Annotated in this window: 32 protein-coding genes; 10 read left to right on the forward strand and 22 right to left on the reverse strand. The window is 60.5% G+C overall.

The genetic code is table 11. The annotated features are described in order from the left end of the window. Position 1: 1 nt before the first annotated feature. The 6 genes from NDK18_RS00490 to NDK18_RS00515 form a co-directional block, all read right to left on the reverse strand. A complete protein-coding gene (locus NDK18_RS00490; RefSeq protein WP_250626760.1) occupies positions 2–1,000 on the reverse strand; it encodes a transporter in 999 nt (332 codons plus the stop codon). A gap of 201 nt (positions 1,001–1,201) precedes the next feature. Continuing rightward, entirely contained in the window at positions 1,202–1,672 is a 471-nt protein-coding gene (locus NDK18_RS00495; protein WP_250623022.1) for a group II truncated hemoglobin, read from the reverse strand. Further along, positions 1,672–3,513, reverse strand: coding sequence for a M61 family metallopeptidase (locus NDK18_RS00500; protein ID WP_425600633.1), 1,842 nt, complete (start codon positions 3,511–3,513; stop codon positions 1,672–1,674). The genes NDK18_RS00495 and NDK18_RS00500 overlap by 1 nt, the downstream gene beginning before the upstream one ends. A 103-nt stretch (positions 3,514–3,616) precedes the next feature. Next, on the reverse strand, positions 3,617–4,201 hold the full coding sequence (locus tag NDK18_RS00505) for a hypothetical protein (protein WP_250623020.1): 585 nt from the start codon (positions 4,199–4,201) through the stop codon (positions 3,617–3,619). A 126-nt stretch (positions 4,202–4,327) separates the two neighbouring features. Beyond that, positions 4,328–5,218, reverse strand: a complete 891-nt coding sequence (locus NDK18_RS00510) for a hypothetical protein (RefSeq protein ID WP_250626762.1) — start codon at positions 5,216–5,218, stop codon at positions 4,328–4,330. Positions 5,219–5,516: 298 nt separating this feature from the next. Further along, entirely contained in the window at positions 5,517–6,065 is a 549-nt protein-coding gene (locus tag NDK18_RS00515; RefSeq protein WP_250626763.1) for a hypothetical protein, read from the reverse strand. 253 nt (positions 6,066–6,318) lie between these two features. Between NDK18_RS00515 and NDK18_RS00520 the strand changes: the two genes are divergently transcribed. Next, positions 6,319–6,462 (forward strand): hypothetical protein, encoded by a 144-nt coding sequence (locus tag NDK18_RS00520; protein ID WP_250626764.1) that lies wholly within the window; start codon positions 6,319–6,321, stop codon positions 6,460–6,462. A 12-nt stretch (positions 6,463–6,474) separates the two neighbouring features. Here NDK18_RS00520 and NDK18_RS00525 read toward each other — a convergent pair whose 3' ends face one another. Then, positions 6,475–8,028, reverse strand: a complete 1,554-nt coding sequence (locus NDK18_RS00525; protein WP_250626765.1) for an SDR family NAD(P)-dependent oxidoreductase — start codon at positions 8,026–8,028, stop codon at positions 6,475–6,477. Positions 8,029–8,174: 146 nt separating this feature from the next. Between NDK18_RS00525 and NDK18_RS00530 the strand changes: the two genes are divergently transcribed. Continuing rightward, complete coding sequence (locus NDK18_RS00530; RefSeq protein WP_250626766.1) at positions 8,175–9,122, forward strand: alpha/beta fold hydrolase; 948 nt, start codon at positions 8,175–8,177, stop codon at positions 9,120–9,122. Positions 9,123–9,135: 13 nt separating this feature from the next. Here NDK18_RS00530 and NDK18_RS00535 read toward each other — a convergent pair whose 3' ends face one another. The 6 genes from NDK18_RS00535 to NDK18_RS00560 form a co-directional block, all read right to left on the reverse strand. Further along, the gene (locus tag NDK18_RS00535; RefSeq protein WP_250623010.1) at positions 9,136–9,870 is read right to left on the reverse strand and encodes an SDR family oxidoreductase; all 735 of its coding nucleotides are present in this window, start codon (positions 9,868–9,870) and stop codon (positions 9,136–9,138) included. Positions 9,871–9,922: 52 nt separating this feature from the next. Then, positions 9,923–10,279: a hypothetical protein gene (locus NDK18_RS00540; protein ID WP_250623009.1), complete on the reverse strand. Its 357-nt coding sequence runs from the start codon at positions 10,277–10,279 to the stop codon at positions 9,923–9,925. 45 nt (positions 10,280–10,324) lie between these two features. Beyond that, entirely contained in the window at positions 10,325–10,468 is a 144-nt protein-coding gene (locus tag NDK18_RS00545; protein WP_250626767.1) for a hypothetical protein, read from the reverse strand. Between the two features lie 100 nt (positions 10,469–10,568). Further along, entirely contained in the window at positions 10,569–11,495 is a 927-nt protein-coding gene (locus NDK18_RS00550) for an MBL fold metallo-hydrolase (RefSeq protein ID WP_250626768.1), read from the reverse strand. Positions 11,496–11,536: 41 nt separating this feature from the next. Next, positions 11,537–12,025: an SRPBCC domain-containing protein gene (locus NDK18_RS00555; protein ID WP_250626769.1), complete on the reverse strand. Its 489-nt coding sequence runs from the start codon at positions 12,023–12,025 to the stop codon at positions 11,537–11,539. Continuing rightward, positions 12,022–12,357 (reverse strand): ArsR/SmtB family transcription factor, encoded by a 336-nt coding sequence (locus NDK18_RS00560; protein ID WP_250623005.1) that lies wholly within the window; start codon positions 12,355–12,357, stop codon positions 12,022–12,024. The genes NDK18_RS00555 and NDK18_RS00560 overlap by 4 nt, the downstream gene beginning before the upstream one ends. Positions 12,358–12,591: 234 nt before the next feature. Between NDK18_RS00560 and NDK18_RS00565 the strand changes: the two genes are divergently transcribed. Further along, entirely contained in the window at positions 12,592–13,737 is a 1,146-nt protein-coding gene (locus tag NDK18_RS00565) for an RHS repeat-associated core domain-containing protein (protein WP_250626770.1), read from the forward strand. Here NDK18_RS00565 and NDK18_RS00570 read toward each other — a convergent pair. Genes NDK18_RS00570 through NDK18_RS00580 form a run of 3 tightly spaced genes read right to left on the reverse strand, consistent with a single transcriptional unit; the run spans position 13,699 to position 14,802 of the window. Further along, positions 13,699–14,100: a DoxX family protein gene (locus tag NDK18_RS00570; protein WP_250623003.1), complete on the reverse strand. Its 402-nt coding sequence runs from the start codon at positions 14,098–14,100 to the stop codon at positions 13,699–13,701. The two genes, NDK18_RS00565 and NDK18_RS00570, sit on opposite strands and share 39 nt — an antisense overlap. Next, positions 14,093–14,449: a Rossmann-fold NAD(P)-binding domain-containing protein gene (locus NDK18_RS00575; RefSeq protein ID WP_250626771.1), complete on the reverse strand. Its 357-nt coding sequence runs from the start codon at positions 14,447–14,449 to the stop codon at positions 14,093–14,095. The genes NDK18_RS00570 and NDK18_RS00575 overlap by 8 nt, the downstream gene beginning before the upstream one ends. Continuing rightward, positions 14,404–14,802 carry an NAD(P)H-binding protein gene (locus NDK18_RS00580; protein ID WP_284692058.1) on the reverse strand — a complete coding sequence of 133 codons (399 nt, stop codon included), beginning with the start codon at positions 14,800–14,802 and terminating at the stop codon, positions 14,404–14,406. Before NDK18_RS00580 ends, NDK18_RS00575 begins: the two co-directional genes overlap by 46 nt. Before the next feature lie 97 nt (positions 14,803–14,899). On the opposite strand from NDK18_RS00580, the gene NDK18_RS00585 reads away from it, so the two are divergent. After that, on the forward strand, positions 14,900–15,325 hold the full coding sequence (locus NDK18_RS00585; RefSeq protein WP_343219673.1) for a winged helix-turn-helix transcriptional regulator: 426 nt from the start codon (positions 14,900–14,902) through the stop codon (positions 15,323–15,325). Here NDK18_RS00585 and NDK18_RS00590 read toward each other — a convergent pair. From NDK18_RS00590 to NDK18_RS00605, 4 genes are all read right to left on the reverse strand, one after another. Next, a complete protein-coding gene (locus NDK18_RS00590) occupies positions 15,306–16,316 on the reverse strand; it encodes a DUF3800 domain-containing protein (protein WP_250626773.1) in 1,011 nt (336 codons plus the stop codon). The two genes, NDK18_RS00585 and NDK18_RS00590, sit on opposite strands and share 20 nt — an antisense overlap. A 459-nt stretch (positions 16,317–16,775) precedes the next feature. After that, positions 16,776–17,174 carry a hypothetical protein gene (locus tag NDK18_RS00595; protein ID WP_250623000.1) on the reverse strand — a complete coding sequence of 133 codons (399 nt, stop codon included), beginning with the start codon at positions 17,172–17,174 and terminating at the stop codon, positions 16,776–16,778. A gap of 4 nt (positions 17,175–17,178) precedes the next feature. Then, the gene (locus NDK18_RS00600; protein WP_250626774.1) at positions 17,179–17,580 is read right to left on the reverse strand and encodes a hypothetical protein; all 402 of its coding nucleotides are present in this window, start codon (positions 17,578–17,580) and stop codon (positions 17,179–17,181) included. 246 nt (positions 17,581–17,826) lie between these two features. After that, the gene (locus tag NDK18_RS00605) at positions 17,827–18,267 is read right to left on the reverse strand and encodes a VOC family protein (RefSeq protein WP_250626775.1); all 441 of its coding nucleotides are present in this window, start codon (positions 18,265–18,267) and stop codon (positions 17,827–17,829) included. A gap of 342 nt (positions 18,268–18,609) precedes the next feature. On the opposite strand from NDK18_RS00605, the gene NDK18_RS00610 reads away from it, so the two are divergent. The 3 genes from NDK18_RS00610 (at position 18,610) to NDK18_RS00620 (ending at position 21,679) form a co-directional block, all read left to right on the forward strand. Continuing rightward, positions 18,610–19,491 carry an ATP-grasp domain-containing protein gene (locus tag NDK18_RS00610; protein ID WP_250626776.1) on the forward strand — a complete coding sequence of 294 codons (882 nt, stop codon included), beginning with the start codon at positions 18,610–18,612 and terminating at the stop codon, positions 19,489–19,491. A gap of 82 nt (positions 19,492–19,573) precedes the next feature. Next, a complete protein-coding gene (locus tag NDK18_RS00615) occupies positions 19,574–20,191 on the forward strand; it encodes a cytochrome b (RefSeq protein WP_250626777.1) in 618 nt (205 codons plus the stop codon). Positions 20,192–20,215: 24 nt separating this feature from the next. Beyond that, the gene (locus NDK18_RS00620) at positions 20,216–21,679 is read left to right on the forward strand and encodes a glycosyltransferase family 2 protein (protein WP_250626778.1); all 1,464 of its coding nucleotides are present in this window, start codon (positions 20,216–20,218) and stop codon (positions 21,677–21,679) included. Positions 21,680–21,688: 9 nt separating this feature from the next. Here NDK18_RS00620 and NDK18_RS00625 read toward each other — a convergent pair whose 3' ends face one another. Beyond that, positions 21,689–21,916, reverse strand: a complete 228-nt coding sequence (locus NDK18_RS00625; RefSeq protein WP_250622994.1) for a helix-turn-helix domain-containing protein — start codon at positions 21,914–21,916, stop codon at positions 21,689–21,691. Positions 21,917–21,918: 2 nt separating this feature from the next. Continuing rightward, positions 21,919–22,446, reverse strand: a complete 528-nt coding sequence (locus NDK18_RS00630; protein ID WP_250622993.1) for a DUF2975 domain-containing protein — start codon at positions 22,444–22,446, stop codon at positions 21,919–21,921. 85 nt (positions 22,447–22,531) lie between these two features. Here NDK18_RS00630 and NDK18_RS00635 point away from each other — a divergent pair, with 85 nt between their 5' ends. The 3 genes from NDK18_RS00635 (at position 22,532) to NDK18_RS00645 (ending at position 26,240) form a co-directional block, all read left to right on the forward strand. Continuing rightward, positions 22,532–24,412 carry an aspartyl protease family protein gene (locus NDK18_RS00635; RefSeq protein ID WP_250626779.1) on the forward strand — a complete coding sequence of 627 codons (1,881 nt, stop codon included), beginning with the start codon at positions 22,532–22,534 and terminating at the stop codon, positions 24,410–24,412. Between the two features lie 62 nt (positions 24,413–24,474). Next, on the forward strand, positions 24,475–25,767 hold the full coding sequence (locus NDK18_RS00640) for a complex I NDUFA9 subunit family protein (RefSeq protein ID WP_250626780.1): 1,293 nt from the start codon (positions 24,475–24,477) through the stop codon (positions 25,765–25,767). Next, a complete protein-coding gene (locus NDK18_RS00645; RefSeq protein ID WP_250622990.1) occupies positions 25,764–26,240 on the forward strand; it encodes a DUF2269 family protein in 477 nt (158 codons plus the stop codon). The genes NDK18_RS00640 and NDK18_RS00645 overlap by 4 nt, the downstream gene beginning before the upstream one ends. The last annotated feature ends 6 nt before the right edge of the window (positions 26,241–26,246 follow it).

Here is a 26,246-nt window from a genome sequence, read left to right on the forward strand (position 1 = left end):
GTCAATGTACATAGTTGAGGGCAATAACCGGTGTCACCGTGCGCTGCGTGTTGTGGCCACCGGCCAGCACGCGAACACCTGCGAGTACGCCGATATTGGGCGTCCAGTTGTATTCCACCGCCGGGGCGTAGCCCACGGTGTCGCTGGAGCCGGAGTTTATTCTCACGGGCAGTGGCAACCCGAGCGGGCCGGAGGGATTGTCGGTGCCGGTCACGCGAGTGTTGTCGTTGTGGCTGTAGACCACGTCCGTGGCCAGCGCCCAGCGCGTGGTGAGGCTGTATTCGAACGATGTGTCGACGTAGAAGTTGTCACCCGGATGCGCACGGCCATGGAAGGATGGGCCCGTGCCGTACACGCTCACACCGTCGATATCCGCGTGGCCTGACACCGTGCTGGTGACGTTCAGACGCATGCGCAGGATGCGTCCGTTGGGCATCCAGAAATAGGTTTGTGCGTTTACACCAAGCGTGGTGGCGTAAGCGCCACCGCCCATGCCGTTGGCGGGACGCGAACCCAGGCGGTCATAGTTTCCAGTGGGCAGCGACTGCTGCAGCATCAGCGACACGGTAGGCACCCAGCTGCCCTCGTGGTAGCGGATCAGGCGGTACTGCGCCTGCAACATCTGGTCGCCCAAGCCGATGCCCGAGCTGTTGGGGCCGCCGCTGACGCGGTTGTAGCCGACGATGGGAATGAATCCGACAGTGAAATCGTCGGTGACGCCATAGAGCACGTAGGCACGCGAGCCGAAGGCGTCTTTCTTGTGGGACATGGCGTCGTAGACGTAGGGCTCCACCAGCATGTGGCCGGGGGTTAGGGTTTCAGCGGAATTGGCGAGCATGGGGCCAGTCCACCAGGCGTCGTCGCGAGACTGGCGCTGCGGCGCGGCCGTGTCCACGTCCTGCGCCGTGGCTAGCGGCGCCACCAGGGCCAGCGGCCATACTCCAAGGAAAAACAGGCACGCCGTGCGCGGCCAATCAGCTTTCGTACGCCGGAATATCATTAACGGAACTCGGGTCGATGGAAAAGGGGTGAGGTTTCAAGGTGACCCGTCGGGTGTTCGCTATGATCGGTTTCTCATCCGGGCAATGCTTCCGGATTCTTGCGCTTGAGCAGACCAAGATTGCGCGCACCTGGCGTCGCCCGCGACCCAAAGCCTCGCCATGTTGCGGCAACATCCGGCCAATATCGTCACGCGGGTGAATCACCCCTGATAAGGACCACCCACCGGTCCCCAGCCCCATGCGGGCATGGCGGAGTCGACGTCGGGCAACGAGTCCAGCTGGGAGTTGATTACTGCCAGCCGGGTGCCCCACTCGAGATAGCCTACGAAGGCCGAGCGGAATTCCGGGTCCGCCGGCAGTCCGACTTCATTCGCGCATTCCAGCATCAACGACATCCAGCGCGTGCGCTGAGCTTCCGTCAGATGCTTGCCCAGGTGCTGCAGGATCATCGCGTGGTGCCCTCCCCGCTCCTGGCTGTAAAGCGCGGGGCCACCCAGCACTTCGGCGATGAAAGCCGCCACCAGCCGAGGATGCTCGGCTGCCATATGGGCGAACAGCGGAGCCAGCAAAGGCTCCGCGGTGACACGCTCATAGAACACCGTCGTCAGCCGCTCGAAGGCCTCGTTGCCGCCGGCCCACTCATACAGGGTTGGCACCGGCGGCTGGGTCATCAGTGAGCCTTGATGAGGTCGGTGAGGGTGTCGGGCTTGCTCTTGTCGCGAACCAGGTGCGGGTACTTCAGGCCGTCGTGGTAGTCCACGCGAAGGGTCTGGTACTCGTCGAAGTTCTTCACCAGCAGCTCGATCGGCTTACCCTTGTCCTTGGCCGCTGCGGTGATGGCGTCCTTGATGGCATCGCCGGAGAAATCCTTGCCGTTCACCGCGAGTATCTTCATGCCCGGCGAAAGGCCGGCTTTGAAGGCAGGACCATCCCACAGGACGTCGCTGATCTCGCCGCCCTTGCCGATCAACACGCCCAGCGAATACGTGAGCTCGGACACCCCACGTTCGGACTCCATGCCCTTGAGTGCGTCATTGGGTTTGTCGGTATAGACCAGCGTCCAACCGTGCGAGGCCAGGCCGCCGATCAGCGGGCCGTGCCCGTCCAGGCGATCACGCAAGTATTTTGCCCAATCGAACGGCTGGATGGTGTTGAGCGTCTTGACCACGTCCTCGAAGGTGTAGGTGTTGACGTCCCACTTGCCGTTCTCCATGCCGAAGAACGCCTTGGCAAAGTTGTCGATGGTCTTCTTGTTGCCGCTGAGCTCACGCAGCTTGCTGTCGACCTCCAGCCAGATCATCTGGCCGGCTGAGTAGTACTCCTGACGGCCCTGGTAGTTGTGGTACGGCTGTCCGCCGCGCCCGCCTATGATCGGGTCGTTGGTGGTGTCCTGCACATTGCGCCAGCTGGCAAGGCCCGGACGGCCCTTGTCATAGATGGAGGCGGTATAGGCCCACTGGTCGCGTGCCATCTCGTCGGTCCACAAGCCCGAACGCGCAGCCATCACATGCCCCCAGAACTGGGTCTGGCCCTCGTACACCCAAAGCAGCGTGTCGCTCATCGGCACGTTGAAGCTTGGCGTGGCCAGATCCGCGCCCCGGCGGTACTTGCCGTCCCAGGAGTGGTTGAACTCGTGCGAGAACAGGTCGCGGCTCGCCGCGCTCTTGGCCCATTCGGTGAAGAAGTCGGCGCCCGTGCCGTCTTCGCTGGAGCGGTGATGCTCCAGGCCGTTGCCGCTCATCTTGTCGCTGAGTGAGACCAGGAAATCGTAGTGGTCATAGTGGTGCGCGCCGTACAGCTTGTACATCTGCTGCACCAGGTCGCGGAACGGCTTGATCTGCTCGGGTTTCATTTCCAGGTACTTCGGATCGTCAGCGACGAAGTCCATGTGCACCGGGGTCTGCGCACCCGGGTCCAGGTCCACGCGCTTGAAGTACTTGCCGGCATAGATCGGCGAATCGACCAGGTCGTCGTAGTTGATCGGCTTGTACGTCACCGTGTCGCCGGCGGTGGACGCCACTTCCAGCGCGGTCCCGGCCTGCCAGCCGGCCGGATAGGTCACGCTGGCCTGGGACATGATGCGGTCGGCGTTGTAGCCGGCCGGATACAGCGTGGTGGCGTTCCACTGCAGGTTCAGCATTTCCGGCGTCATCACCACGCGGCCTTGCGTGGTGGCCTGCGGCGAGAGGTATTCGAAGTAGGCCTGCACCTCGGTCGCGCCCTGCGGTACGTCCACATGGAAGGCGAAGACATTAAGCGGATCGCGCGTCCACGGCAGCACCTTGCCGTTGGCCTTGACCACCAGCCCGGCGAGCTTGTCGATCGGGCCAGCCGGTGAATGAACGCCCGGCAGCCATTGCGGGTAAAGCAGAGTCAGCGGGCCAGGCTGGGCCGGAATGGTTTCGTTGATGCGGAACACGCGGTGGGCGATATCCGTGGCGTCCACGGCGATTTTGAGGGTGCCATTGAACGCAATATCTTGCGGTGGCGGCACGTCGGCGAAGGCGGGCATGGCGGCGAGCGCCAGTACGGTGCAAGCGAGGGATGTGGTTTTCAACGGAAGGCCTCTGTGGACGGGCTGCGCTTAGGGCGAAGGGTGCGGGCCGGGTGTCCGGTCAACCGCCGTACTGTTTTGGAATTGACCGCTCGGGGCTCTTCTCGCCTTGCCAATAGATCGTCACGACCCACCAGCGTTTGCCGTCGAACAGCAGTTGAAAGCTGTTGATGCCACGCTGGAATGGCTTGGCATCCGCCTCATGGCGCGATTCGTAGGTGCTGAATACCTGGACGATGTTGCCGAAACGGTCCTCGGAGCGGTGTGCTTCGCGCTCGAAGAAACCGTCCTTTTTCAGCAAGGGATCGCCCAATCGGATGTAGTCCTCCACGGTCATCACATGAGCCGTGACGATGCCATCGTCGCCAGTGTGTGCGGAGATAAGACGTGCGCCTGGCACGAACAGCGAGCGCATGCGATCCCAGTCACGCGGCTGGCCTTTGGGGCCCGAAATCACGTCGTAGACTGCTTTGATGACCGCGTCTTCCGAGGAGACGTCCGCGGGTCGGGCGGCGGGCGTTGCGGCCGTGCTCGCGACGGCTGGAGCGGATGCAGGAGCGCTTTGAGCGGCGACGGGTTGCAGCGATGTCCCGGCGAGCGCCAGGGCACAAAACGCCGTCAGCTTGCGAAGAGATACATGGCCCATGGTGTGCCCCCCCCTATCAGAGGGGAACACCATAAGGAGCTTGGCGAAGGCCGGCAAGTGCGCTTGGTCATGCTGCTACGGCGGCAGCACTGATTCAGCTGTGCTCATCCTTAGCCCTGGCGTGGACTACTCGGCGGCGGCGCGCTGGGGCGTGTCGGCCGGGCACCAGGGCTTGAGGTGCCTGCCCGCACGGAACAGGTCGATGCATTCACGCATTTCGGCCTTGAAGGCCAAGTCAGGCGTGTTTACCGGGCAACCAGACGACAGTGGCTTGCCGTCGTTGTACTCGGCGATGCAGGTCGGCAGCGGCACTGTGACCGGAGGCGGGTCGCCGACCAGCGACGCCGCCGGTAGATTGAGGCGCTCGTCGGAATTCTTGCGCGAGGCCGGCGGCGGAGGTGCGCCGCACAGCATGTCAGAAGCCGTACTGCGTTTGTCGGGATCGCACAAGCTTTTGGCGATCTCATGGATCGCATCGCCTATATGGCGACCCACCGCACCACCGGCTGTCTCGTCCGGCGGCGGAAAATACTTCTCGAAACGCGTGGCCTTGTAGTGCATGTGGTTGCTGTCGTGCTGCATGATCTGACGATCGTCCGCAGGCTTGATCGGTTTGGCCTCGACTGCTGCCGAGGTGCCTGTCGGCGCGGGAGCTAGCCGTATCGAGCCATTCTTGGCGAACAAACTGATGGTGGCCGGTGTGGCCACGGAGGCCGCCGGCGCAGGTACCGCCTCATGATCTTGCACGACCATCGCATCACGACGTGGTTTCTCGTGTGACTCAGGGCGAACGCGTGCTGCCGCCGCCCGCTGTGGCGACACCAACTCGGGCAGCGTGGGCGGTGGTGGTGGCGGCGCGGTACGCGGCGTGCTGGTGTCATCCAGCAGACGAACGATCACCGTCCGCTCGCTATCGACAGGTGCTGGCTGCCTCGGAGACCACAGCACCAGCACGAGCAACATGTGCAGCGCCAATACCAAAGCCAGCACGAGCACGCTCGCCCGACGCGTCAGCACCGGCTGTCGCCAGCGCCTGTGACCCAAGGTCTCACACGTTGACGCACCCCCTCCCCGGTGATCTCGGCCCTGCTCGGTACGTTCGATGACACAGCCTCATTCAAGCCAATTACCCGCGCAAAAACTTACGCATACCTTCAGCGCGTGTTGCGGCCATCGTCTGTAGACAGGCTATTTGATCAAGGGTTCCCTTGATGGAGCGCGCAACTCAAAAGAGTTGACCTTGCAGGCCCCTACAGGGGCCCGCGCACCCTTCCCCACTTTACTCAAAACAGCAAAAACGCCGCCGATTGTGTGGCTATTTTTGTTCGGCCCCAAGCTTCTCGCTCAAACCACCGCTGAAAGGCGTCGGATCGCTGGTGACAAGGCAGTTGTAATCCTTGCCTTCATTGAGAACCAGCACAGACGACTTGGCGCCCTTGAAGTCGAGTCCAGTAGAGAACAACACGTAGTTATTAGGCAGTACCGGCGGGCGGAATGCGCCGAACGCATACTGACCCGCGATACCAAGTGGCGCCAGCTTTACGGTGAGCTGAAGTGGCTTCGTGGCCACTGGAGACGGCAATGACGATGATGCGGTCATGATCATCGTCTGTGCATCGATGGAGTAGTGCGTCGTGACAGTAACGCCAAGATACCGGGAGTCAGGTGCCGACACCTGTTTGCGGCAGGCGGCAATGTGTTCCGGGTTCTTGTCGGGCTGACCTGTCTGCAACGTTGCGAAGACATTGGTCAATCGGACCGATGCTTTTCCCTGGACAGGTGCCGCCAAAGCGGTGCCGCCATAAGACAAGGCGATCACGCTACATGCCAGGAAATAGCCCAAACGATGGTTTTTGAGGCGCATATTGGATCCTTTATTAATGAGATACATCTAAAGGCATTCAACCAACGCTACTCATGGGAAAACATGGGCGGCTGTGCGGAAAAAGCGCACAGGATTCAACGGCAATCGAACTGTCGTCCGATTACTCGCAAAAGCCCAATGACTAAGCCTGATACCTGAATTCCCCGATAGCTGCATGAAGCTATCACGCATTTTTTTGGAAATGGCATAAATAAATGAGCAAAAAACTACGTAAATATACGATCGCTTATCGATGTCCGAGCGTATGATCCTGATGCCTTCAGATGACGTGGCCAGCTGGCTGGCGGCGACGCCGCTGGCCAAGGCGCAGGCGCCGCTGTCGCTGGCCTTGTGGCTGGCCGTGATCTGCTGTGGGCGGCTGCTTGCCTATGTCTAGGCGCTGCGGTCCTTACCAGTCGGTCGGTCGATAATCCTTAAGAAACTGCCCCCACACGTGTTCGCCGGTGTTGATGCCGCTGATGATCGGATCGACGATACGCGCCGCGCCGTCAACGATGTCCAACGGTGGGTGGAAACGCTCTTCCAGCACCTTCTTCGCTGCAAGCTCCGCCGGATCCTCATCGGTGACCCAGCCGGTGTCCACGCTATTCATGTGGATGCCGTCGTTGTGATAGTCCGTGGCCGAGGTGCGCGTCATCATGTTGAGCGCGGCTTTCGCCATATTGGTGTGAGGATGCCGCGTGGTCTTGAAGTTGCGGTAGAACTGGCCTTCCATCGCAGACACATTGACGATGTGCTTGTCGCGTTCGGGTGTGCGCAGCATCAGCGGCTTCAGTCGTGCGTTGATGATGAACGGCGCAATGGCATTGACCAGTTGCACTTCCAGCAGTTCCACCGAGGGTACCTCGGCCATCAGCAACCGCCAGGAATTGCGTTCGCGCAGGTCGATCTGCTGCAGGTCCTGATCGAGCCTGCCCTCGGGGAACAGGTGGCTCTGCGCCAGGAGTTCTTCGGGCAGCAACGGCATCTGGGATAGTTCGGCAGCGCGGGTCAGGCCAGGCAGGTCCGTGGTGCGGCCGGCCAGCGGGAGGATGTTGGAGCCGCGCAGGCCCTCGTAGCTGCCGACCAGCTTGCGCACGTGTTCGGGCATGTCGTGCAGCGCTGCGGTCTCGCCGTCCATCATGTGCGCGTAGAACTCTGGTGGGCGACGCACGGTTTGGCAGGCGTTGTTGATGATGAAGTCCAGCCGCGGTCGCGTGGCGAGAAGTTCATGGCAGAACGCTTCGACGCTGGGCGTGTGGCGCAGGTCAAGTCCGTAGACTTGCAGGCGGTGGCCCCACTCGCCGAAGTCTGGTTCTTCGGCGTAGCGTGCCGCCGAGTCGCGCGGGAAGCGTGTGGTGACGATCAGTTCCGCACCAGCGCGCAGCAGCTTCAGGCCGGCTTGATAGCCGATTTTCACGCGGCCACCGGTCAGCAGCGCGACGCGGCCGCTCAGATCAACCAGTTCGGTGCGCTTGGCGTAGTTGAAGGCAGCACACGCCGGGCACAGCTGATCGTAGAAGAAATGGATCGCCGAATATTTCTTCTTGCACACATAGCAGTGCTTGGGCTCGATCGATTCGCGCGGTTGCGCGGCGTCGGCATCGGGCGTGATGTCCCTGGCCTCGAAACCCTCCGGAGCAAACACATTCGGCGTGGTGAATACCGGCTTGCGGCGCAGTGCGCGGATGCCGGTCTGGTTAAGTACGGTGTCCTCGGCCTTGATCTTCGACGCATGCCGCGCCTTCTGGGCAGCCTTCAGCTTGATCCGACGCTCACCCGGGTCGGGGTGATAGACCTGCGCCACCGCCTGATACAGGCGCTGGCGGTCTTCCGCCGGCAGGCTGTCCAGCAATAGCCGATTGGCCGCAATGGATTCAAGCAGCTGCGTCGCGGCGAGTAAGCGCTGCTGCAGTTCGGTGTCGACGTCACCCAGCGGTGGCGTGGTAGTGGTCAAGGGCATGATCGGTATCGGGGCGGGCAGCACTGTAAGCCGCGTATTTTGCCTGTTATGGTCGCGTCGTGGGGATTTCGCCCTGCCTTGCCAGGGAAAAAGGTAGGCTGGCTAGCAGGTTACGAAGTTTCCGTCACTCCTTCGGAGTCAAACTCATGATCCGCTCTCTATTCGCAGCGTGCCTTGCCTTGGCCGCCAGCCTTCCCGTTTACGCTGCCGTCAAGCCCTTCCCGGCGTCCTTTCATATGCAGGATATCCAGACCAACGATGCGACGATTCATGTCCGCGTCGGTGGCAAGGGCCCCGCCGTCGTGCTGCTGCACGGATTTGGCGACACCGGCGATATGTGGGAGCCGCTTGCCGCGGATCTTGCGCGGGACCACACCGTGGTCGTGCCCGATCTGCGTGGTTTGGGCCTGTCGTCACATCCAGACGGGGGGTATGACAAGCGGAATCAGGCGCAGGACATCCGCGGCGTGTTGACGAAGCTCGGCATCGATCATGCCGATGTCGTGGGCCACGACATCGGCACCATGGTCGCGTATGCCTATGCCCGGCGCTATCCCGACAAGACCGACCACCTGGTGGTGATGGATGCCCCTGTTCCCGGCGTTCCGCCGTGGGACCAGATCGTGCGCTCCCCTCTTCTATGGCACTTCGATCTTGGCGGTGCCGACATGGAGAAACTGGTCGCCGGCCGTGAACGCCTTTACTTGAACCGGTTCTGGAACGATTTCGCGGGCGATCCGTCGAAGATCGATGAGGCGACGCGCAGCCACTATGCCGAACTCTACGCCCGCCCGGGCACCATGCATTCGGCATTCGCCCAGTTCCGCTCCATACGACAAGATGCCGAAGACAACAAGGCGACGCTGACTCCGAAGCTCACCATGCCGGTACTTGCCATTGGTGGAGCAAAGTCGTTCGGTGCGGGCGAGGCAGAGGTCATGCGAAACGCCGCCACCAACGTCACGGAACTGGTGGTCCCCAACGCCGGGCATTGGCTGATGGAAGAAGCTCCCGACGTCATTGTGTCGGCAGTGCGCAGCTTTTTCGAAGGCAAGCCTGTGGCAGGCGCGACGAGGGACTCGGCCAAGCATTGAGGCGTGAGGTGGTTTAGAGCGATTGACCTACTAAACGTAGACCGCCATCGCACTCCAGAACACACCCGGTCATAAATGAATTGCCGATGAGAAATACGATTGATTGCGCGATATCGCTGGGCTTCCCGACACGCCCGGCCGGGGTAGACGCTGCAAATTTGGCAAAAGCCGCTTGTTTTTGATCTTCCGTCATCCAGTTCCACCAGGGCGTATCAACCACTCCGGGAGAAACTGCGTTTACCCGGCGTGGCCTCAACTCAACCGCAAGTGGCTTCACCATCCCCTCGATGGCTGAGTTGATGGCGGCAAGGCCCGCTGTGCCGGGGTTGGCTGCGCGTGCCGAGATAGCCGAGACAAAGGTGATGGACCCAGACTGGGAAAGATAAGCGAGCGATTCTTGCGCCAGCGAGAAATGTACCCAGAATTTCGCCTCAAATCCGCTACGCAAATCGGGCTGGGTAACGTCAGCAAATGCTCCTGCGCCTTTCCCGCCACTGAGCGCAACCACGAGATGATCAAACGCTCCGATCGCCGCCAGGCCGCGAGTTCGTTCTTCGGGGTTCGCGGCGTCGAATGCACAAATGGACGCCTGCGCGCCCAGTTGTTCTTTCACCCGTTCCAGTTTGACGCGGTCCCGACCATTGAGAACGACTGCTGCACCGCACTTGACCAGTAATTCGGCGGTTGCCAGGCCAACACCGGACGAGCCCCCTGCTATCAATACGCGGGCCCCTTGAAGGTCAAACATATGCTTCTCCGTAGCTCGAACGCTAAATAGACCCCTGAAGCGGGGTATCGCACTATGGAACTAAGGGCGCATCAGTCCGGGTTTTCGACTGTTGCCTCACTGCCAAAAGTTCGCCGTACGATTCGAACAAAAGTACTGTGCCACAAAGGCCGAATATTACCGCCACGACATAGAAAAGGGAGCGGAATTCAAGCGCAAGAAGCATGGCTGGCAGCTCCCGCTCCATGAAATACGCTCCTGCTCCAATCAACGTCGATATGACGCTAAAAGAGGTGCCAATCACCAGCAACAGAAAGCACTTGAGCTTGTACCGACGGAGCGCGGTGACTTCAATGGCAAGTAGAAATATCAGGGCAAGGCAAGAAAAGCCCGTGATGCCTATTCCGAGGAGCTCATATGTCTGCTGCATCTTCTTCCCTTCAAGTGATCGGAATGGGCAACCTGCCCCTGCCTCTTAACGCCGGCAGCTGAGAGTCAACATGTCGCCTTCGGCCTTGTGCGAGGTCACCATCTGTGGGGCCGAGCAGCCCGACAAGCTGGCCAGGCCAAGCAGGCCTGCTGCCGTGGCCATAAGCACGCTTACATGACGTCCCTGCATTGAATCCCCCTGGATCGGGCCGGTAGCCCGACGAACCCCCGTTCGCGGTTTCAATCATAGAGTGCAGGAACGATCGCTGCCATAGCACGGGGGACGGGATTCAGAAGCCTTTTACCAACAGTCCGCCTTTCACAAATGAGTCGATCGCCGCGGCATCATGACCCGGCATCATATGGAGCCCGGGATTGGCGGCATGGAGTCGATGGAGCTCGGCCAGTTCCGCTCCGACCTTGTTGCGATCCTCGCTAGCCAGCCACGTCGCCAGCCGCGACTTTCCTCGTAAGATTTCGATGTTGCGCATTTGCCAGGCGACATCACCCAGGAACAGGAATTCCACGCCGTCTGCGCGCCGGACAAAGATCATTTGACTGCCAGGCGTGTGGCCGGGCGCCTTGATCAGCACGACCCCGGGTGCGACCGCCTGGTATTGCACATAATCCAGTGGCTGGTAGCCATCAAAAAGATTGGACGGCAAATGCAATCCGGCAAAGGGGTCGGTTGTCAGGTTCGCCTTGAGTTCCGAGACCTGTTCCGTCGTGAGGCGCGTGACGAACAACAGTTTTTTGAGGTCCGGTTGAGCTAAAAGACCGCCAACGTGATCCGGATGCTCGTGGGTAACGACGATCAGGGCGGCGCGGGCCATCGCGGCACTCATCCGTGAATACGCACCGCTGTCGAACGTTGCGCCCATGGACTTGGCGATGGACATGTTGAGTGCTGCGTCGAGGATTGCTGTGTGATCCTGATAGAGCAGTTCGTAGGACGACACCGGCAGATCCACGCTTTGCCAGCTGTCGCCCGCAACAACAATCGTCTTTGGCACGGGAAAATTCGCTACTGTTTCCACACGAATGAGCTTTGGCTTTTCCCCGGCTTGCGATTCGGCGAGCTTTCTTACCTCGGCGATGTCGATGGCGTAGCCGCCCGAGGAAGCCTCATGGCTTTCGACAAGGAGCCACCAATAAGCGGGGATACTAAGGACGACGAGCGCCAGAAGCACGTAGCCTGCCCGTTTCAACCATTTCATGCTGTAACTCCCCCTGCGCGAAAAAGACGGCTCGCCCTGAACTATCGCATCGACTCCACATGGGCGACCAGCTGCTCCATGGCAATCTCGGTTCCCTCCTGCCAGCCGGATTCCTTGTTCGCTTGGCGGTCGGCTTCATTCCTGTGCAGCGCTGTGAAGACGTAGCGGGTTCCAGTCCCCTCGGCTTTAAGCGTGAAAATCGCTGTAATGGGAATATCGTCGAAGACGGCCGGGCGATAGCCGGGGAAGAGCATGGAGGTCCAAACCAGCCGCTCCATGGGAACAACTTCCAGGACACAACCGAGATTGGGAAATTCGTGACCATCATTGGTTGCGATATCGATGCTGAAGACGCCGCCTGGCCGTAAGTCCATCTCGGCTCGCATGACGCGTCCCCAAACCTTGGGCATGTACCACTGCTGGAGATGCTCAGGCTTCGTCAATGCATCCCAAACGAGCTGCGTAGGGGCATCAATGAAACGTTCGATGGTGAAATCCACTTTCGGATCAAGCGCTAATTGGCTACTCATGACTTCGATTCCTTGAGTTTTTTGACGTATTCGTCGAACCGATCGAGTCGGGACTCCCACAGCTGACGTCGCTCGGTAAGCCAGTCCTCGGCGATCTTGAACATCTCGGGCGCTATCTCGTAGGTCCGCACACGCCCTTCCTTCTTCGATCGCACCAGCCGGCTCTTCTCGAGCAGGGACAGGTGCTGCACGAACGAAGGAAGCTTCATGTCGAACGGCGCCGCCAACTCACTGACGGAGGCTGGGCCGCTGAAAAGCTGCTCCAGGACCTTTCGCCGGGTCGTGTTGGACAGGGCGTAAAAGACGTCGTCGACAATGGCGGATTGGGGCATAGCTATATCGGTCACTTATGGGACGAGTTGGTCCGACGACTACAGTCTGTCAGCGCCGTATACTTAGGTCAATGCCTAAGTGTTGCGCGCTTGTAGGCGATAGCCTACAGACGCCCAGCCGATGGTGGTGCAGAGTTTGGCGGCCGCTCCTGCAGCCCTTGGGGGAGGACGACGGATGCAGCGGTTTCAGAGTAGAGGCTGGCAGTTTTTCGGATCGTTAATTTGGTGTGCGGCGTGGCCCATGCGTCCGGCCCGACAAAAGTCACGTATTACTACACCGACTCTCAGGGCACGGTGCTGGCCACTACCGACGACGCAGGGAACGTACTGACAGCAGCCGATCGTCGGCCCTACGGCGAACAAGTCATGGGCAATCCGAAATCGGGGCGTGGCTATACGGGCCACTTCGACGATTCGGACTCTGGATTCATTTACATGCAAGCGCGGTACTACGATCCGAGCAGCGCGCGTTTCCTCAGTGCCGATCCGAAAACACTGGTCCCTGGTGCTCCGACGCAGTTTGCCCGGTACAGTTACGCAAACAATAATCCCATTGCAAACATCGATCCCGACGGCCGTCGAGCTATTGTTGCCAATGGGCAAATCTACATACGGCCTGAAAATGGAGCAGCTCCGGCTATCGGTCCTATTCCAAATAATGTTGGCGCCGTTGGATTCGGCCCGGGTAACCTGTCGTTTCATACGTACGACGTTCGGACACCTAGTACGCTGTCGCTTACGCAGGCTCGGGATGGGCTAATGTACAACCCAACCCCAGGCTGGGATTTGCCAGCATCTCCCGGCGGCACAAAGAACAATGTCGGAAACATTCCCATTATGGATGGCGACAATTTCGTCCGATCGTATGTGGTGGCATCACCCGATCCGACAAAATATTCCGACATCGTCGTGAACTACACCATTGCGGGGGACCACAAGCTGGCTGAAGGCTACGTCATGCGATTCGGTGAAAAAATAGCGACGGCACAACCACCCCACACAGCTATGGCGAAAGAGCTTGGAGTAGCGCGAGTGAAAATTGCCTTGTTCCTGATCTGTGCGTGTCTTGGCATGGCAGTGTCCTACACCTTGTTAAAGATGCGCTATGGTTGGTATCTCCTGAATCAGGATGCGCACTTTCTCGACATAGGCTTCCTCGCAGCCGCCGGAGCCGTAGTAGTTCTATGGTCTGTCTTTCCGAGTCGTGTGGCTGTTGCTCTGGTGGGCGCAATGGTTTTTGTGTTCCCTCCAATACTTAGACCCGAAACGTTCGTTGCCGTCGATTTGCCCTTTGCATCGTTCTCCCTAATCCCGATAGCGTTGCTTGTATTGGCCACTTATTTAAGACGGACTTTGGGCACCAGGACGAGGGTCGCCTGAAAGTTGGGCGGTCAATTCAATTTTCCCCGGCCAGCTTATCCAGCCAACCACTAGTGACAATGTCGCCACGACGAGTGGCGGCACAGCGTGCCCGTATTCGCCGTGGATGACGACGGTCGCGATGGCGGCAAACATGACAGCGCAGCCGAGCGCCGAGCCCAACAGGCGACTCGGCGCCCGGAAAAATAGAATGGCAGTCGTGAGTTCCAGCGATCCGGTCACGAAATGGAACCAGCGCGGGTACCCCCATTTCAGGTATTCCTCGTAGATAGATCCCGCGGCGAAGATGTTGCTGAGTGAACCCACGACGAAGAAAGCGGCAAGAGCCAAAGGCAGGACTTGGCGCCAGGAGATTTTAGACATTTGTAGCGGCCTTCCGGGCCGCCGCGAAGACATCGCGGGCGGACGTCGCCGCCGGGATGTGCTCCGTACCCTCGACCCCGAGGTTCATCCAGCCTGAGTTGATGGCGTCAAACATCGCCTCGGCCGGTCCCGTCTGGCCCTTTGGAATGCCGAGCTGTTCGAACGCCGCCGGCCACCCGGCCCGCGGGATAGCAAAAGCTTTGACGTCGGCCTTCAAGACTTCACCCAATTGCGTCGCTACTTCATCCGCGCTGACCATCGAGCCGAGCTCGATGACCCGATGTCCCAACCATGCCGGCCCAGTCAGAAGCGCAGCGATCTCGGCGCCGATATCATGGGTCGCGACCATGGCGGCAATTTCAGGCCGCGAAATCCTTGCTCCAGAAGCGACAGGGCTGTGATCATCCCCAACCCACTGGTTCGATTCGCACCCATGGATGAGAGTGCCACCACCCGCGGCGGTGCTGCCTGGACAAGCGCACTGACATAGCTCGCAATCACAGCCTTCGCTTCCTTGTAATCAGGCGTAGGCGCCCACTCAGCTGGCAACATGACAAACGCGCCTTCGACACCTTTAAGCGCCATCTCAATGGCCGCCGAATCATTCCAGTCGCCATCTACCAGGCGCACACCTTCGTCGGCCCACTTCGCCGCCTTTTCACGATTCCGGACGAGCGCGCGCACTTCTTTGCCTTGCGCCAACAGATGTCTGGTCTACTATAGAGACCGCCTCTGCGCGCCGTAAGGAGGCAGTTTTTTGTAACCAGCAGATTTCGAGGAGTCCCGCGTGAGCAACGCATTGAGGGTGATCGAAAGATTCAGCCAATATCCATTGGGCGAGTCCCAATCCGTGCACTGCCCGGTTCGAGACGTGCTCGACCGTATCGGCGACAAATGGAGCATGCTGATGATCATGGCTCTCGCGACGCGACCGCACCGCTTCAGCGAGCTTCACCGCGCTGTCCATGACATTTCCAAGCGCATGCTCACCCAGACCTTGCGCGATCTGGAGCGCGATGGACTGATCACGCGCCATGTCTTTCCAACCAAGCCGCCGAGCGTTGAATATCGTCTGGCCCCGCTAGGCCAATCGCTACTGGACCCGATGGCGGGCCTCGTCGAGTGGGCGGACCGTTGCTATGGCGACATCCATGCCGCACGCGCCCGCTTTGACGGCATGTCTGGTGAGGCGAAGCCAGAGTCCGCTATCCAGGGCGTTGGTTGAATACGGACCTTGCTGCTGAGTTCATGTTCTTGACAGCGCTCTTTGCGACATCCGTGATCGGCGCTGGAGTTTCAGGGTTGCCAAAGGCGATCAGGTAAGTGGCGTCATCCGTGCCGTACAACCTCATTGTCAGGCGGCCGAGGCAACGGGCGGCCCTTTCCTGGTCGGTGAACTTTCCACGCAGAAGCGCGGCGATGCCGGATACAAGCAGATCGGCAATCTGGATGCCGGGGCTTCGCGCGGAATCGGCGAATGACTGTTTCTCACGGTAAAGACGTTGCGTAATTACGGCCACATCCCTGCGTCCCTGCCCCGTTGGCCGTAGTGCAGCGGCGCCGCCTCGGATGAATCGCCCGAAGTGCGAATAATCCCCTCCAGCGACGAAGGGCATGGGTTGGGTCTTGGACATTTGGCTGGCCAGCCCTGCCATCAATGGTCCGTGCGCCTTCTCAAATGCGGCGCCGGCACCACCCTTCGCATCGAAGCGCCAATCCATGCTCCACAAGGTCTGGGGCTCGGCTTGCACGTAGTGCGCAACACCAACATTCACGGCAAGCCAGGCCAGGTACATTCGGCAGATGATTTCCACGTATAGCTGCGGCGACAGGACTTCCATCGCTGCGGCGAGGGCTTCGGCTTCCGATTTGTCTTTGGATGTCTCCAGGCTGTCGATCGCATCTCGAATGATGCGAACCTGGCCCATCTGGTTTTCAGTTACTCCGTTGTTTACGCCTGCGTCGGTCGCTACGGATACGAGGAAGCCGCCCTGGGAGCTGAGATATTCCAGGAACCGGAAGTAGTTTTCTTCGGTTACGTCGCGGCGCTTGATTTCGTCCAGCGCACTGCGGCCAGCTCGCGCCTTGAGAGCATTCAGCGCGTCTTCCGCTGCAACGCGATCTCGGGAGCCGACAACGTAGGCGGCGACGACGCACCATGCCCCGGGTTGGCTTGTCGGGGCGAACGTTCCGGACTCGTCGATGAAGATGTACACGGATCTCGACCTTGTTAGTCAGTTACTCCGATCCCTTCCATAGAAATCCGTCTCCACTTTTACGACCGTTACTATGGAACCACACCACGCTGTCAGCCATCATCTTCCTCGTTGCCGGCAAACACCGGCAACCGGGTGTGACAACCCAGTAGTGTTTCGGCTACCGCAGGGCAATCCTGCGGGAGCTGGGTTCCCCGCCTTTATGGTGGGCAGCCAGGAGGGCGCAAGCCCGACCGTGAACACTACGGATTGTCACCCTGGCTTGCCCGCCACCTCACTTCCAGTGATGAGGTGGCAGGATCCATCTGGCCAGGCCGGGTGGATGGACGCATGGAACGCGTGGAAGTGTTTTTGGACAACCACCGGTCGCTCCCCCCTCCCCCATCGCGCGACCGGGGTCCACGGGCTCCAGTGAGGCCCGCATCGTTCATCCGCCCGATTCGTTACGCGACGAGCCTCCTACTGCCTAGTCGCCCTATCCATCCACCGAATACCTGTCGCGGTCAGGTTGTACATCCGTGTTTCCAGGTATGACGACTTCTGCTCCTTGAAATCGATCACGGCATCGGCGCCGGACATGCATGCCTGATACTTGAGCTCGTCGCTCGCCGAGGCATAGTCGGAGGCCATCAGGGCGGTTTTTTCGACATGGACAGTTAGTTGAGATATGGCGGTATAAGGCCTGCTCGGGGCGTGGTCCCTGAATATCTCCACATCACAACCAGTTATCCGCGGCGGGTAGGAATGGTCGCCTATCGGCCTGTAGTTGCCCGTCGTGGTCACGCAACCGCATAGGCCAAACGCGAGGAAGACCATTCCAAGCATGTTTTTCATGATCTTCCCCACGTACTTGTCCATGAAGTTACTGATGCCCGCCGAGGCTGTTGTCCATGCCGGCAATGATTTCCTTGTCCCAGTTCTTCTGGCCGACGATGCCGAACGACGACTTGGCCGTGTTCACCTTGACGGACGTCTTGTCGCTCCCCAACGACGACAGCCACACACCAGCTGACTCGCCGCCAGAACCCACTACAACGCCGATCTTGTGCGGCCGCGATCCTTCAACGTACTCCGGCTCGGACTTGAGGATCTCGAAGCCGTTCGCCGCCAGTGCATCGACCGCCGCTTTCTGGACCGTCGCTTCAGGTTTGTCGTAGACGATGCCAGGCGCGCCTTGTGACGGTTTGGTGGGTGTCGCCGAACAACCGGCGAGAACAAGCATGCAAGCTGCCACCGCAGCTTTCGCTGAAATTGACTTCATCATCAACCACTCCCTTGTTGAGTTATGAATCTATTTTTTTGCGCTGCACGTATCACGCAAACAGACGCCCCCTCGCAAGGGTGCGTTGATTTGAACGATTCGTGGATCCCCTTTTAGCGCGCCTTGCTGGCACGCTGGTTCGGATACTAGCCGAGTCTCAAAACGAAACAACAGTCCCCTGCGGCGCCTTTCCGGCGCGGCAAGTCGCAAGATCTTACGAGAAATGTCGGTAGTTTCAGCTTCGCGCGTTCATGCGTGTTCCGCTGGCGTTTCCTTGCCTACTTCGACGCCGCCCCAAAACGCCGGATCCACATCCTCCATGGTTTGCGAGAACGTCCACGAATGTCCGCCGATATCCAGCACCCTGTATTGGCGCTCGCCATAAGGGTGCGTCACCGGCCGGCTGACTACGTCGGCACCGCTGTAGACGCTGTGCTTGTGGTGGGCATCCACATCCGAAATTCGCACCATGGTGGAGTGTCCCAGCCAGCCACCGCCCGGATAGAACTGCGCGCCCTGCGCCACCACCACGCTGGCGTTGCCGATCTCCAGCTGCGACCGGTGATTGCCGATACGCAGGCGCTCGCGAAAACCAAAGGCTCCGCAAAGCCATTCGACGGCAGCGCGCACATCCGGGTAATGAAGGACCGGCGTCACGGTGCTGCCGGGCATGGAACGGTTGGCTGTCATGAATTACCTCGTTCTGACGTTAGTTCCGATACCACGCTCGATGCCCATTGATCGAGCGCCGGACGCAGCGAGTCGAGAGTTACGACGCTCACGCTTTTTTTTCTGGCGTCCTATATTCCCTCCATCGTCTGGGATGCTTGGCATGGTTGATCTCTCTTGCCTGACGTAACCGCGCCACTTGCGCGTAGTGCAAAAGTATCGCCACCCACTAGGGCAGGGGTGTCTGAAATTGGGGAGTTTGTAAGCAGGTATTTCCGGTTCTGGCCAGCGAGGGTCCCTTTGACTACCCCGAAGTCTTATAAGATCGGACCCATCGCATGACCTCCCCTATGGAATGATTCCATGATGTCTGTTGCCTATACGTACCGCCTGGCGATCGCTACCTCCGTGGCCGAGCCTGGAATCCACTCTGATGACAAACACCTCTCCACATCGCTGAAAGGCCTCGGCGTGGAAACCACTGCTTGTATCTGGAACGACCCTGCCGTGGATTGGTCAAGGTTCGACGCTGTGCTGATACGTTCAATCTGGGACTATTTCAAGCATTACGCCAGCTTCAAGCAATGGCTGGCTCGGCTGCCGGTGCCCACGATCAACAATAGGGACCTATTGCTCTGGAATAGCGATAAACGCTACCTCGTCGAGTTGGAGAAGTACGGAGTGCCGATCATTCCCACGCAGGTCGTATCGGCATCGCAGTTGCAGAGCGCCTTGGCGGCCATGCCCGGTAGTGAAGTGGTGATCAAGCCAACGGTAAGTGGCACGGCGTGGCACACGGTGCGCGGCGTAGCCGGCGACGCCGCGTTTGATCAAATCGTTTCGCAACTTCCGTCAGAGTTTGAGTATTTGGTGCAGCCCTACGTGCCCGAAGTTGCCAGCGATGGAGAATGGTCCTTGCTGTTTTTCGACGGGGAATACAGTCACGCGGTCATCAAGCGGCCCAAGACTGGCGATTATCGTGTGCAGAGCGATTTCGGCGGCGTCGCCCTGGCGGCTGAACCAGGTGCAGAGCTGGTTGCCAGCGCGGGTCGTGCCCTGGAGGCGGCGGCGGCGATCGGTCATGCCGACGTAGCCTATGCACGCATAGACGGGGTTATCTCCCAGGGACGCTTCTTGCTAATGGAACTGGAAATGATCGAGCCATTCCTGCATCTGGGAAATAGAGCTGACGCGTCAGAACGCTTCGCTGCCAATTTGTTCAAGCGGTTAAGCGACATCTCGTAGATTCGAGGCGGGATCGTATCTTCTTGCGGACGCAACCATCTGCATCCATTTAGGCACCAACCAGCTTTCATCGCAGACTATCGTGAAAGCTTCCCAAACCATTGAACCCAACTCTCGCGCATTGATCGAGGACACGGTTCGCTATACCCATATCGCGATGCTGCTGCACTGGACGATCGCGCTGTTGATCATCGTCAATATCTCCCTTGGCCTGACTGCTTCCCTGCTGCCGGCCTCGATACTGTCCGATACGGATGCGCGCGTCGTGGTCGACATGCACAAGTCCATCGGCATCACGGTACTCGGGCTGGCCATCTTGCGCGTGCTGTGGCGGTTAATGCACCGGCCGCCGCCGCTTCCGAGCGTGTTTCCTGGCTGGGAAAAGGCTATGGCGCACGCCGCGCACATCGCGCTTTACGTGCTGATCTTCGCGCTGCCACTCAGCGGCTGGATGCACGACTCGGCCTGGAGCGACGCTGCATCGCATCCGATGCATTTGTTCGGCGTGGTGCCGTGGCCGCGCATCGGTTTCCTGATGCATCTTGATCCTGGCCTGAAAGAACAACTGCATACGCAGTTGGGCACACTGCACACCGAATGCGGTTATGCGCTTTATGTGGTGCTGGCGCTGCACATTCTTGGCGCGCTCAAACATCAGTGGATCGACCGCCATCCGGTGTTGGGACGGATGCTGCCGTAAGCAACCGATTTGTAAAGGATGTCGATGAACACCCCCCTTTCTGCTCTTGATCGCGCGCGGGCGCTGACTTCGCCGCGCATCTCGCCCGTGCGCACACCCCTGATAAGCATGCTGATCCACGGTGGCGTAATGGCGCTGTGGCTGGTGTTGTTCGCGAGGGCGTTTTTCCTGCATGGCGTTACTGCCTGGTCCACCGGTATTGCGTATGTCATTTACGACACGCTGCTGCTGACCTTCGTAGCGTGGAAATCACTTTCGCTGGTGAGGCCGTTGCCATCGGTTGCGACAAGCCGTCCCGCACCGACGCTGGGCGTGGTAGTTGCCGCGCATAACGAAGCGGCGGTACTGCCGATCACGCTCGCTGCGTTGCTCGGCCAGACCCGCGTGCCAACGCAGATTGTAATTGCCGATGACGGATCGACCGATGCTACCGCCACACTTCTGGCTGCGCGCTATGGTTTGGTTGACCCCGGCGAGGGCAATCTGAGCGAACCGAGTCCGTCCTTCCCCGCGTTGCGCTGGTTGCGCATGCCGCACGGTGGCAAGGCGCGCGCCTTGAATGCGGCGATCACCTTGATGACTACCGAGACGGTGATGACCGTCGATGCGGACACGCTGCTCGAACCGGAAGCGTGTGCGGCGATGTCACAAGCGTTCGCCGTATCGCCAAACCTGGTGGTCGCGGCGGGACTGCTGTCGCCGGTCTGCAGTCGCACGGCCAGCGGTCGCTTCTTTCAGTGGTTCCAGACCTATGAATACATCCGCAACTTCATTTCCCGCTATGCGTGGATGCGGGCGCATAGTCTTCTGCTGGTGTCAGGTGCGTTCGCGTGCTTTCGACGCGACGCCCTGTTGACCGTCGGCGGCTTCGATCCGGATTGCCTGGTTGAGGACTATGAGCTGATTCACCGGCTGCGTCGCTATGCCCTCGATCGCGGCCTGGACTGGGATGTACGCGTGATCGGCAGTGCCAGGGCGCGCACTGATGCGCCAAGCACGTTGCCCAGCTTTCTGCGTCAGCGGCGACGCTGGTTCGCCGGCTTTCTGCAGACGCAGTACTGGTATCGCAGCATGATCGGCAACCGGCGTTACGGCCTGCTCGGCACGCTGATGCTGCCGGTCAAGGCTTTCGATACAGTGCAGCCGCTCTATGGATTGACTGCCTTCTTCCTGCTGCTCGCCTTTCTCTTTGGCGGCCATGTCGCGATCGTGCTGCCGGTGTTGATCATCATCCTGGGCAAGATCGCCATCGATCTGGCGTTTCAGTTCTGGTCCGTGCATTTGTACCGACGCTGGAGTGGCGACAGTACAACCTCGAGTTTTGGCATGGCGTTGCTGGCGTCGATCCTGGAACCATTTTCATTCCAGTTGATGCGTCACGGTGGCGCGGCACTCGGCTGGTTGTACTTCTTGCTCAGGCGTAACGAGTGGGGCACTCAGCATCGGCAAGGGCTCAATGCGATCGCCTCCAAGGGAATGTGCAAATGACGATCATCACTATTCACTATCTTCCGGATCGCCGCCGGCACGGAATTCCAGCAAGTCGCCCGGCTGGCACTGCAGGTATTCGCAGATGCGCTCCAGCGTGGCAAAGCGGATGCCGCGCACCTTGCCCGATTTCAGCAGGGACAGGTTTTGTTCGGTGATACCGACATGCGCGGCCAGTTCGCGCGACTTCACCTTGCGTTGCGCCAGCACTACATCGAGATGGACGAGGATGGCCATGATCAGATGATCTGCGCGCTGTCGTCGGCCAGCCGGCGCGCCTCGACCATGAGCGAGGTGATCAGGAAGAACAGCGCACCGACCAGCAACGTCCACAGGTCCGACGAGTCCATCTGCAACGAAATCGCCTGAACATCCGTCTTGCCCGCCAAACGCAGTCCCAGCATCAGCAACGGAGGCACCAGCGTGTTCACCGTCACCGCACCGATCAGCGACAGCGCGAACCCGCGCAGGTGGCGCGTGCTGGCCATGCTGAAGAACTCGCCGGCCTCGAACAAACGCATCAGCCGGCACAGCCGGTACAGGCCACCCAGCAGAAGCGCAGAAGCCAGCGAGGCCGCTAGAAGCTGCACCCACGCGTGGCCATGCAAATCCGTCGGCCATTCGCTGTAGATGGATACCCAGCCTGTGCCGTAGCTCCCCGCGCCGCGCCACCACAGCCACGCATTGGCCACCACCACGGCCAGCATGGCCAGCACCAGTACATACCGCAGCACACGTGCGCGGCGAACCACTATGTCGGATTCCATCGCAATCACCTCAGGTCGATACTTATTGTTTTACGATAAAGTTTGATTGTACTATGTGAATACTTTATCACCGGGAAGCGATCTCATGCCGGGTCATGCCTCACGCCTCCACCTGCGCGTACTGTTGCTTGCCATGCAGTCGTGGCTAGCGCTTGCCAGCGCGGCTGCCTCCGCCACTCCCCCCACCGATCCGCGCGCCCTGTTTGCCGCCATGCGCGAAGCCAGTGGCGGCGAGCGCTGGAGCCACGTCGGCGAAATCCGGGTGCAGGCCACATTCACCGAGGGCGGTCTTCACGGCACCTGGCAAAGCAACCGCGATACCCATAGCGGCCGTTACGTCACGCAATCGGACGTGGGCGTGAACCAGGGCAGCACGGGTTTCGACGGCAAGCAAAGCTGGATGCAGGACGAAAAAGGCCTGGTCACCGTGCTCGATGCCGCCACGGCGCGCCGCCAAAGCGCCACCGATGCCTACCTGGCACGCAACGGCTGGTTCTCTCCCGCATCGCAGGACACCGCCACGATGGCGTACCTGGGTGAGAGCCGCGAAGACGGGCGCCTGTTCCAGCGGGTACGCGTCACACCCGCCCACGGCGATCCCGTCGAGGCATGGATCGACGCAAACACCCATCTGCTCGCCCGCCTTTCGCGCCGCGGCGACGACGGCCATACCGACACCACCTATTACGCCGATTACCGCCCCGTGGACGGGTTGCACCTGCCCTTCTCCGAGCGCGAGAGCAATGGCGACGCGTCCTACGACAGCACACGGGTGACCCGCCACGTCGACGTGCTGGAGCAGGCTGCGGATACGGATTTCGTGCAGCCGGAGTCGCTCATCCGCGACGCCCGCATCGTCGGGGGAGCCGCCAGCGCCCAGGTTCCGTTCGAGCGCTATGGCGGCCTGATCCTGGTCCAACTGTCGATCGACGGGCATGCGCCCATGCCCTTTATCCTGGACAGCGGCGGCCTCAACCTGCTCACTCCCGACGCCGCACGCGAGCTAGGTATCCAGGGTAAGGGCAACCAGGCCGTGCAGGGCGTCGGCACGCAGACCCAGTCGCTGCAGGTCGCTGATGTCGGTTCTTACCGGCTTGGCCCGGTGCAGATGGAGCAGCAGCGATTCCTCATCATCGATTTGCCCTTGCTGCTGACCGACCGCGGCGACCGTCCCGCCATCGCCGGGCTAATCGGCTACGAATTGCTGCGCCGTTTCACTACCCGGATCGACTACGACCGGCAACAGCTGACGTTCTCCGCTGCCGGCAGCCTGCGCAATAACGCCGGCACGGACGTGCTGCCCCTTAGCTTCGCCGAGCGTACCCCGATGGTGCACGCCCGCGTGAATGGCATCGACGGCGTCTTCATGATGGACACCGGCGATAGCAGCGACCTCACTGTGTTCGAGCCATTCGCCAAGGCACACGGCATCGCGCTGGATGGCAAGGTCAGCGCCAGCCACAGCGGCGGGGTCGGCGGCATCATCGAAAATCGCAGCGGACATGTGGCCAGCTTCGCCCTGGACCAGCACGCCTTGCTCGATCCCCCGGCCACCCTCTCCGCGCCCAAGTCTGGTGTGTTCGCTTCGGAACTGCTCGCCGGCAATATCGGCCAAGGCGTTCTTTCGCGCTACGCCATCACCCTGGATTACGAAAGCCGTCGCATGCAGTTGCAACCCGGCAACGGCTGGGCGCAACCGTTCGAGGACGGCCCGAGCCTGGGTTTCGGGCTGGACCGCATCAGCCATGGGCAATACCAGGTGCTGGCGGTCACGCCCTCCTCGCCTGCCCGGCGTGTCGGCCTGGCGCCCGGCGACATCGTCGTTGCGCTGGATGGCGTGCCGGCCAGTCGACTCGACCTGGACGAACTGCGCCAAAGCATGCGCCACGGCGGCAGCCACGGTCTGACCGTTACCGTGTTGCGCAAAGGCAAGGCGCAGGAGCTTCACATCGAAGCGGCGCTATAAAGACCTGTATCGGCTCTGCTACATTCGCGGGCCCGAGGGGCTCGCGATACTAAGGACCGATCATGCGCGTACTGGTCACCGGCGCCTACGGCTTCATCGGCGCCCATATCGTTGCGGCACTGATCGCCGCCGACCACAAGGTTGTCTGCGCCGTACGTGGTGCGCGTGTCGATTCGCGCTTCGCCGGAATGGATGCCGTTGCCTGCGACATGGCAAGCGATGTCCACGCCGAGGATTGGCTTCCCCGCCTTGTCGGAGTCGATGCCGTGGTCAATTGTGCGGGGATCCTGCGCGAGCGCGGTGCCGAGTCGTTCACCGCCGTGCACGAACTCGCACCGCTCGCGCTGTTTCATGCGAGCCGCCAGGCGGGCATACGCCGGGTGATCCAGATTTCCGCTCTCGGCAATGCTGCCGATGGTGAATTTGTCGCTTCCAAGCACCGCGGCGATAAGGCGCTGGCCGCACTCGATCTGGACTGGCTAGTGCTGCGTCCTTCGCTCGTCTACAGTGCCCGCGGCTCCTACGGTGGCAGCTCGCTCTTGCGCGGGATGGCTGCATTGCCTTGTTTCCTGCCCCTGCCCGGCCACGGCGAACAACAGGTGCAGCCGATCGCGGCCGAGGATGTTGGCGCGGCGGTCGTGGCCGCACTGATGCGGCCGACATGCACTGGCGAAGTGATCGAACTGGTCGGCCCCGAAGTATTGACGTTGCGCGCCTATCTACTGAGCTGGCGACGCTGGATGGGCTTCGGGTCGGCTCTCCTGGTTCCCATGCCAGCGCCGCTGGTACGCGCAACCGCGGCACTCGGCGAACGCCTTGGCAACGGTCCGCTCGGCCTGACCATGACGAGCATGCTCGAACGTGGCAACGTCGGCGCAGCGCACGCCACCATGCATTTGCGTGAATGTCTCGGACTCACACCGAGATCACTGCAGCGCGCACTCGATGAAGAGCCTAGCCAGGTGCAGGATCGCTGGCATGCGCGACTCTACTTTTTGCTGCCCGCGCTGCGCGTGTCGATCGCGCTTCTGTGGATCGGTTCTGGCGTAGTCGGCTGGCTGACATCGCCAGCCAGCCTGGCGGCATGGGCACCCGGCGACGTTTTGCCAGCCGGATCGCTGTTGGTGTTGGCGAGAGTCACCGGCACGCTAGACCTGCTGCTTGGCGTGCTGTGCCTGATGCGGTGGCGGCCACGCCTGGTTCTCACGTTGATGCTGTTGATGCTGCTCGGCTACACGCTGGGTATAGGCAGCATGTGGCCTGTGCATTGGCTGGATCCGCCAGGCGGCCTTCTGAAGAACCTGCCACTGATCGCTGCATTGGCGGTCCTGCTGGCTACGGACGAACGCCGATGAACGCTTATGTGCTGCTGAAGACCGTGCACATCCTGAGTTCCACCCTACTGTTCGGCACCGGATTGGGCACCGCGTTCTTCATGTGGTTCACCCATCGTACCGGTCAGGTTGCCGCGATCGCCACGGCGGCGCGGTTGACTGTGCTTGCGGACTTCCTGTTCACGACGCCAGCGGTGATCGTGCAGCCCATTTCAGGCTTTTTGCTGATGCGGCTGATGGGTTTCGATCTGCACACATCGTGGCTGCAGCTCAGCATTGCGCTTTATCTGTTCATAGGGGCGTGCTGGTTGCCTGTGGTATGGCTGCAATGGCGTGCACGCAACCTCGCCCTTGCTGCCCTGCGGGACAACAAGCCGCTGCCTTCTGCTTACTATCGCTGCATGCGTGTGTGGTTCGCGCTGGGATGGCCGGCTTTTCTTGCGACATTGGCCATCTTCTGGTTGATGGTGGGCAAACCCACGCTGTGGGGTTGAGAAAGC

It is taken from the genome of Pinirhizobacter soli (assembly GCF_015905305.1).
Lineage (GTDB): Bacteria > Pseudomonadota > Gammaproteobacteria > Xanthomonadales > Rhodanobacteraceae > Pinirhizobacter > Pinirhizobacter soli.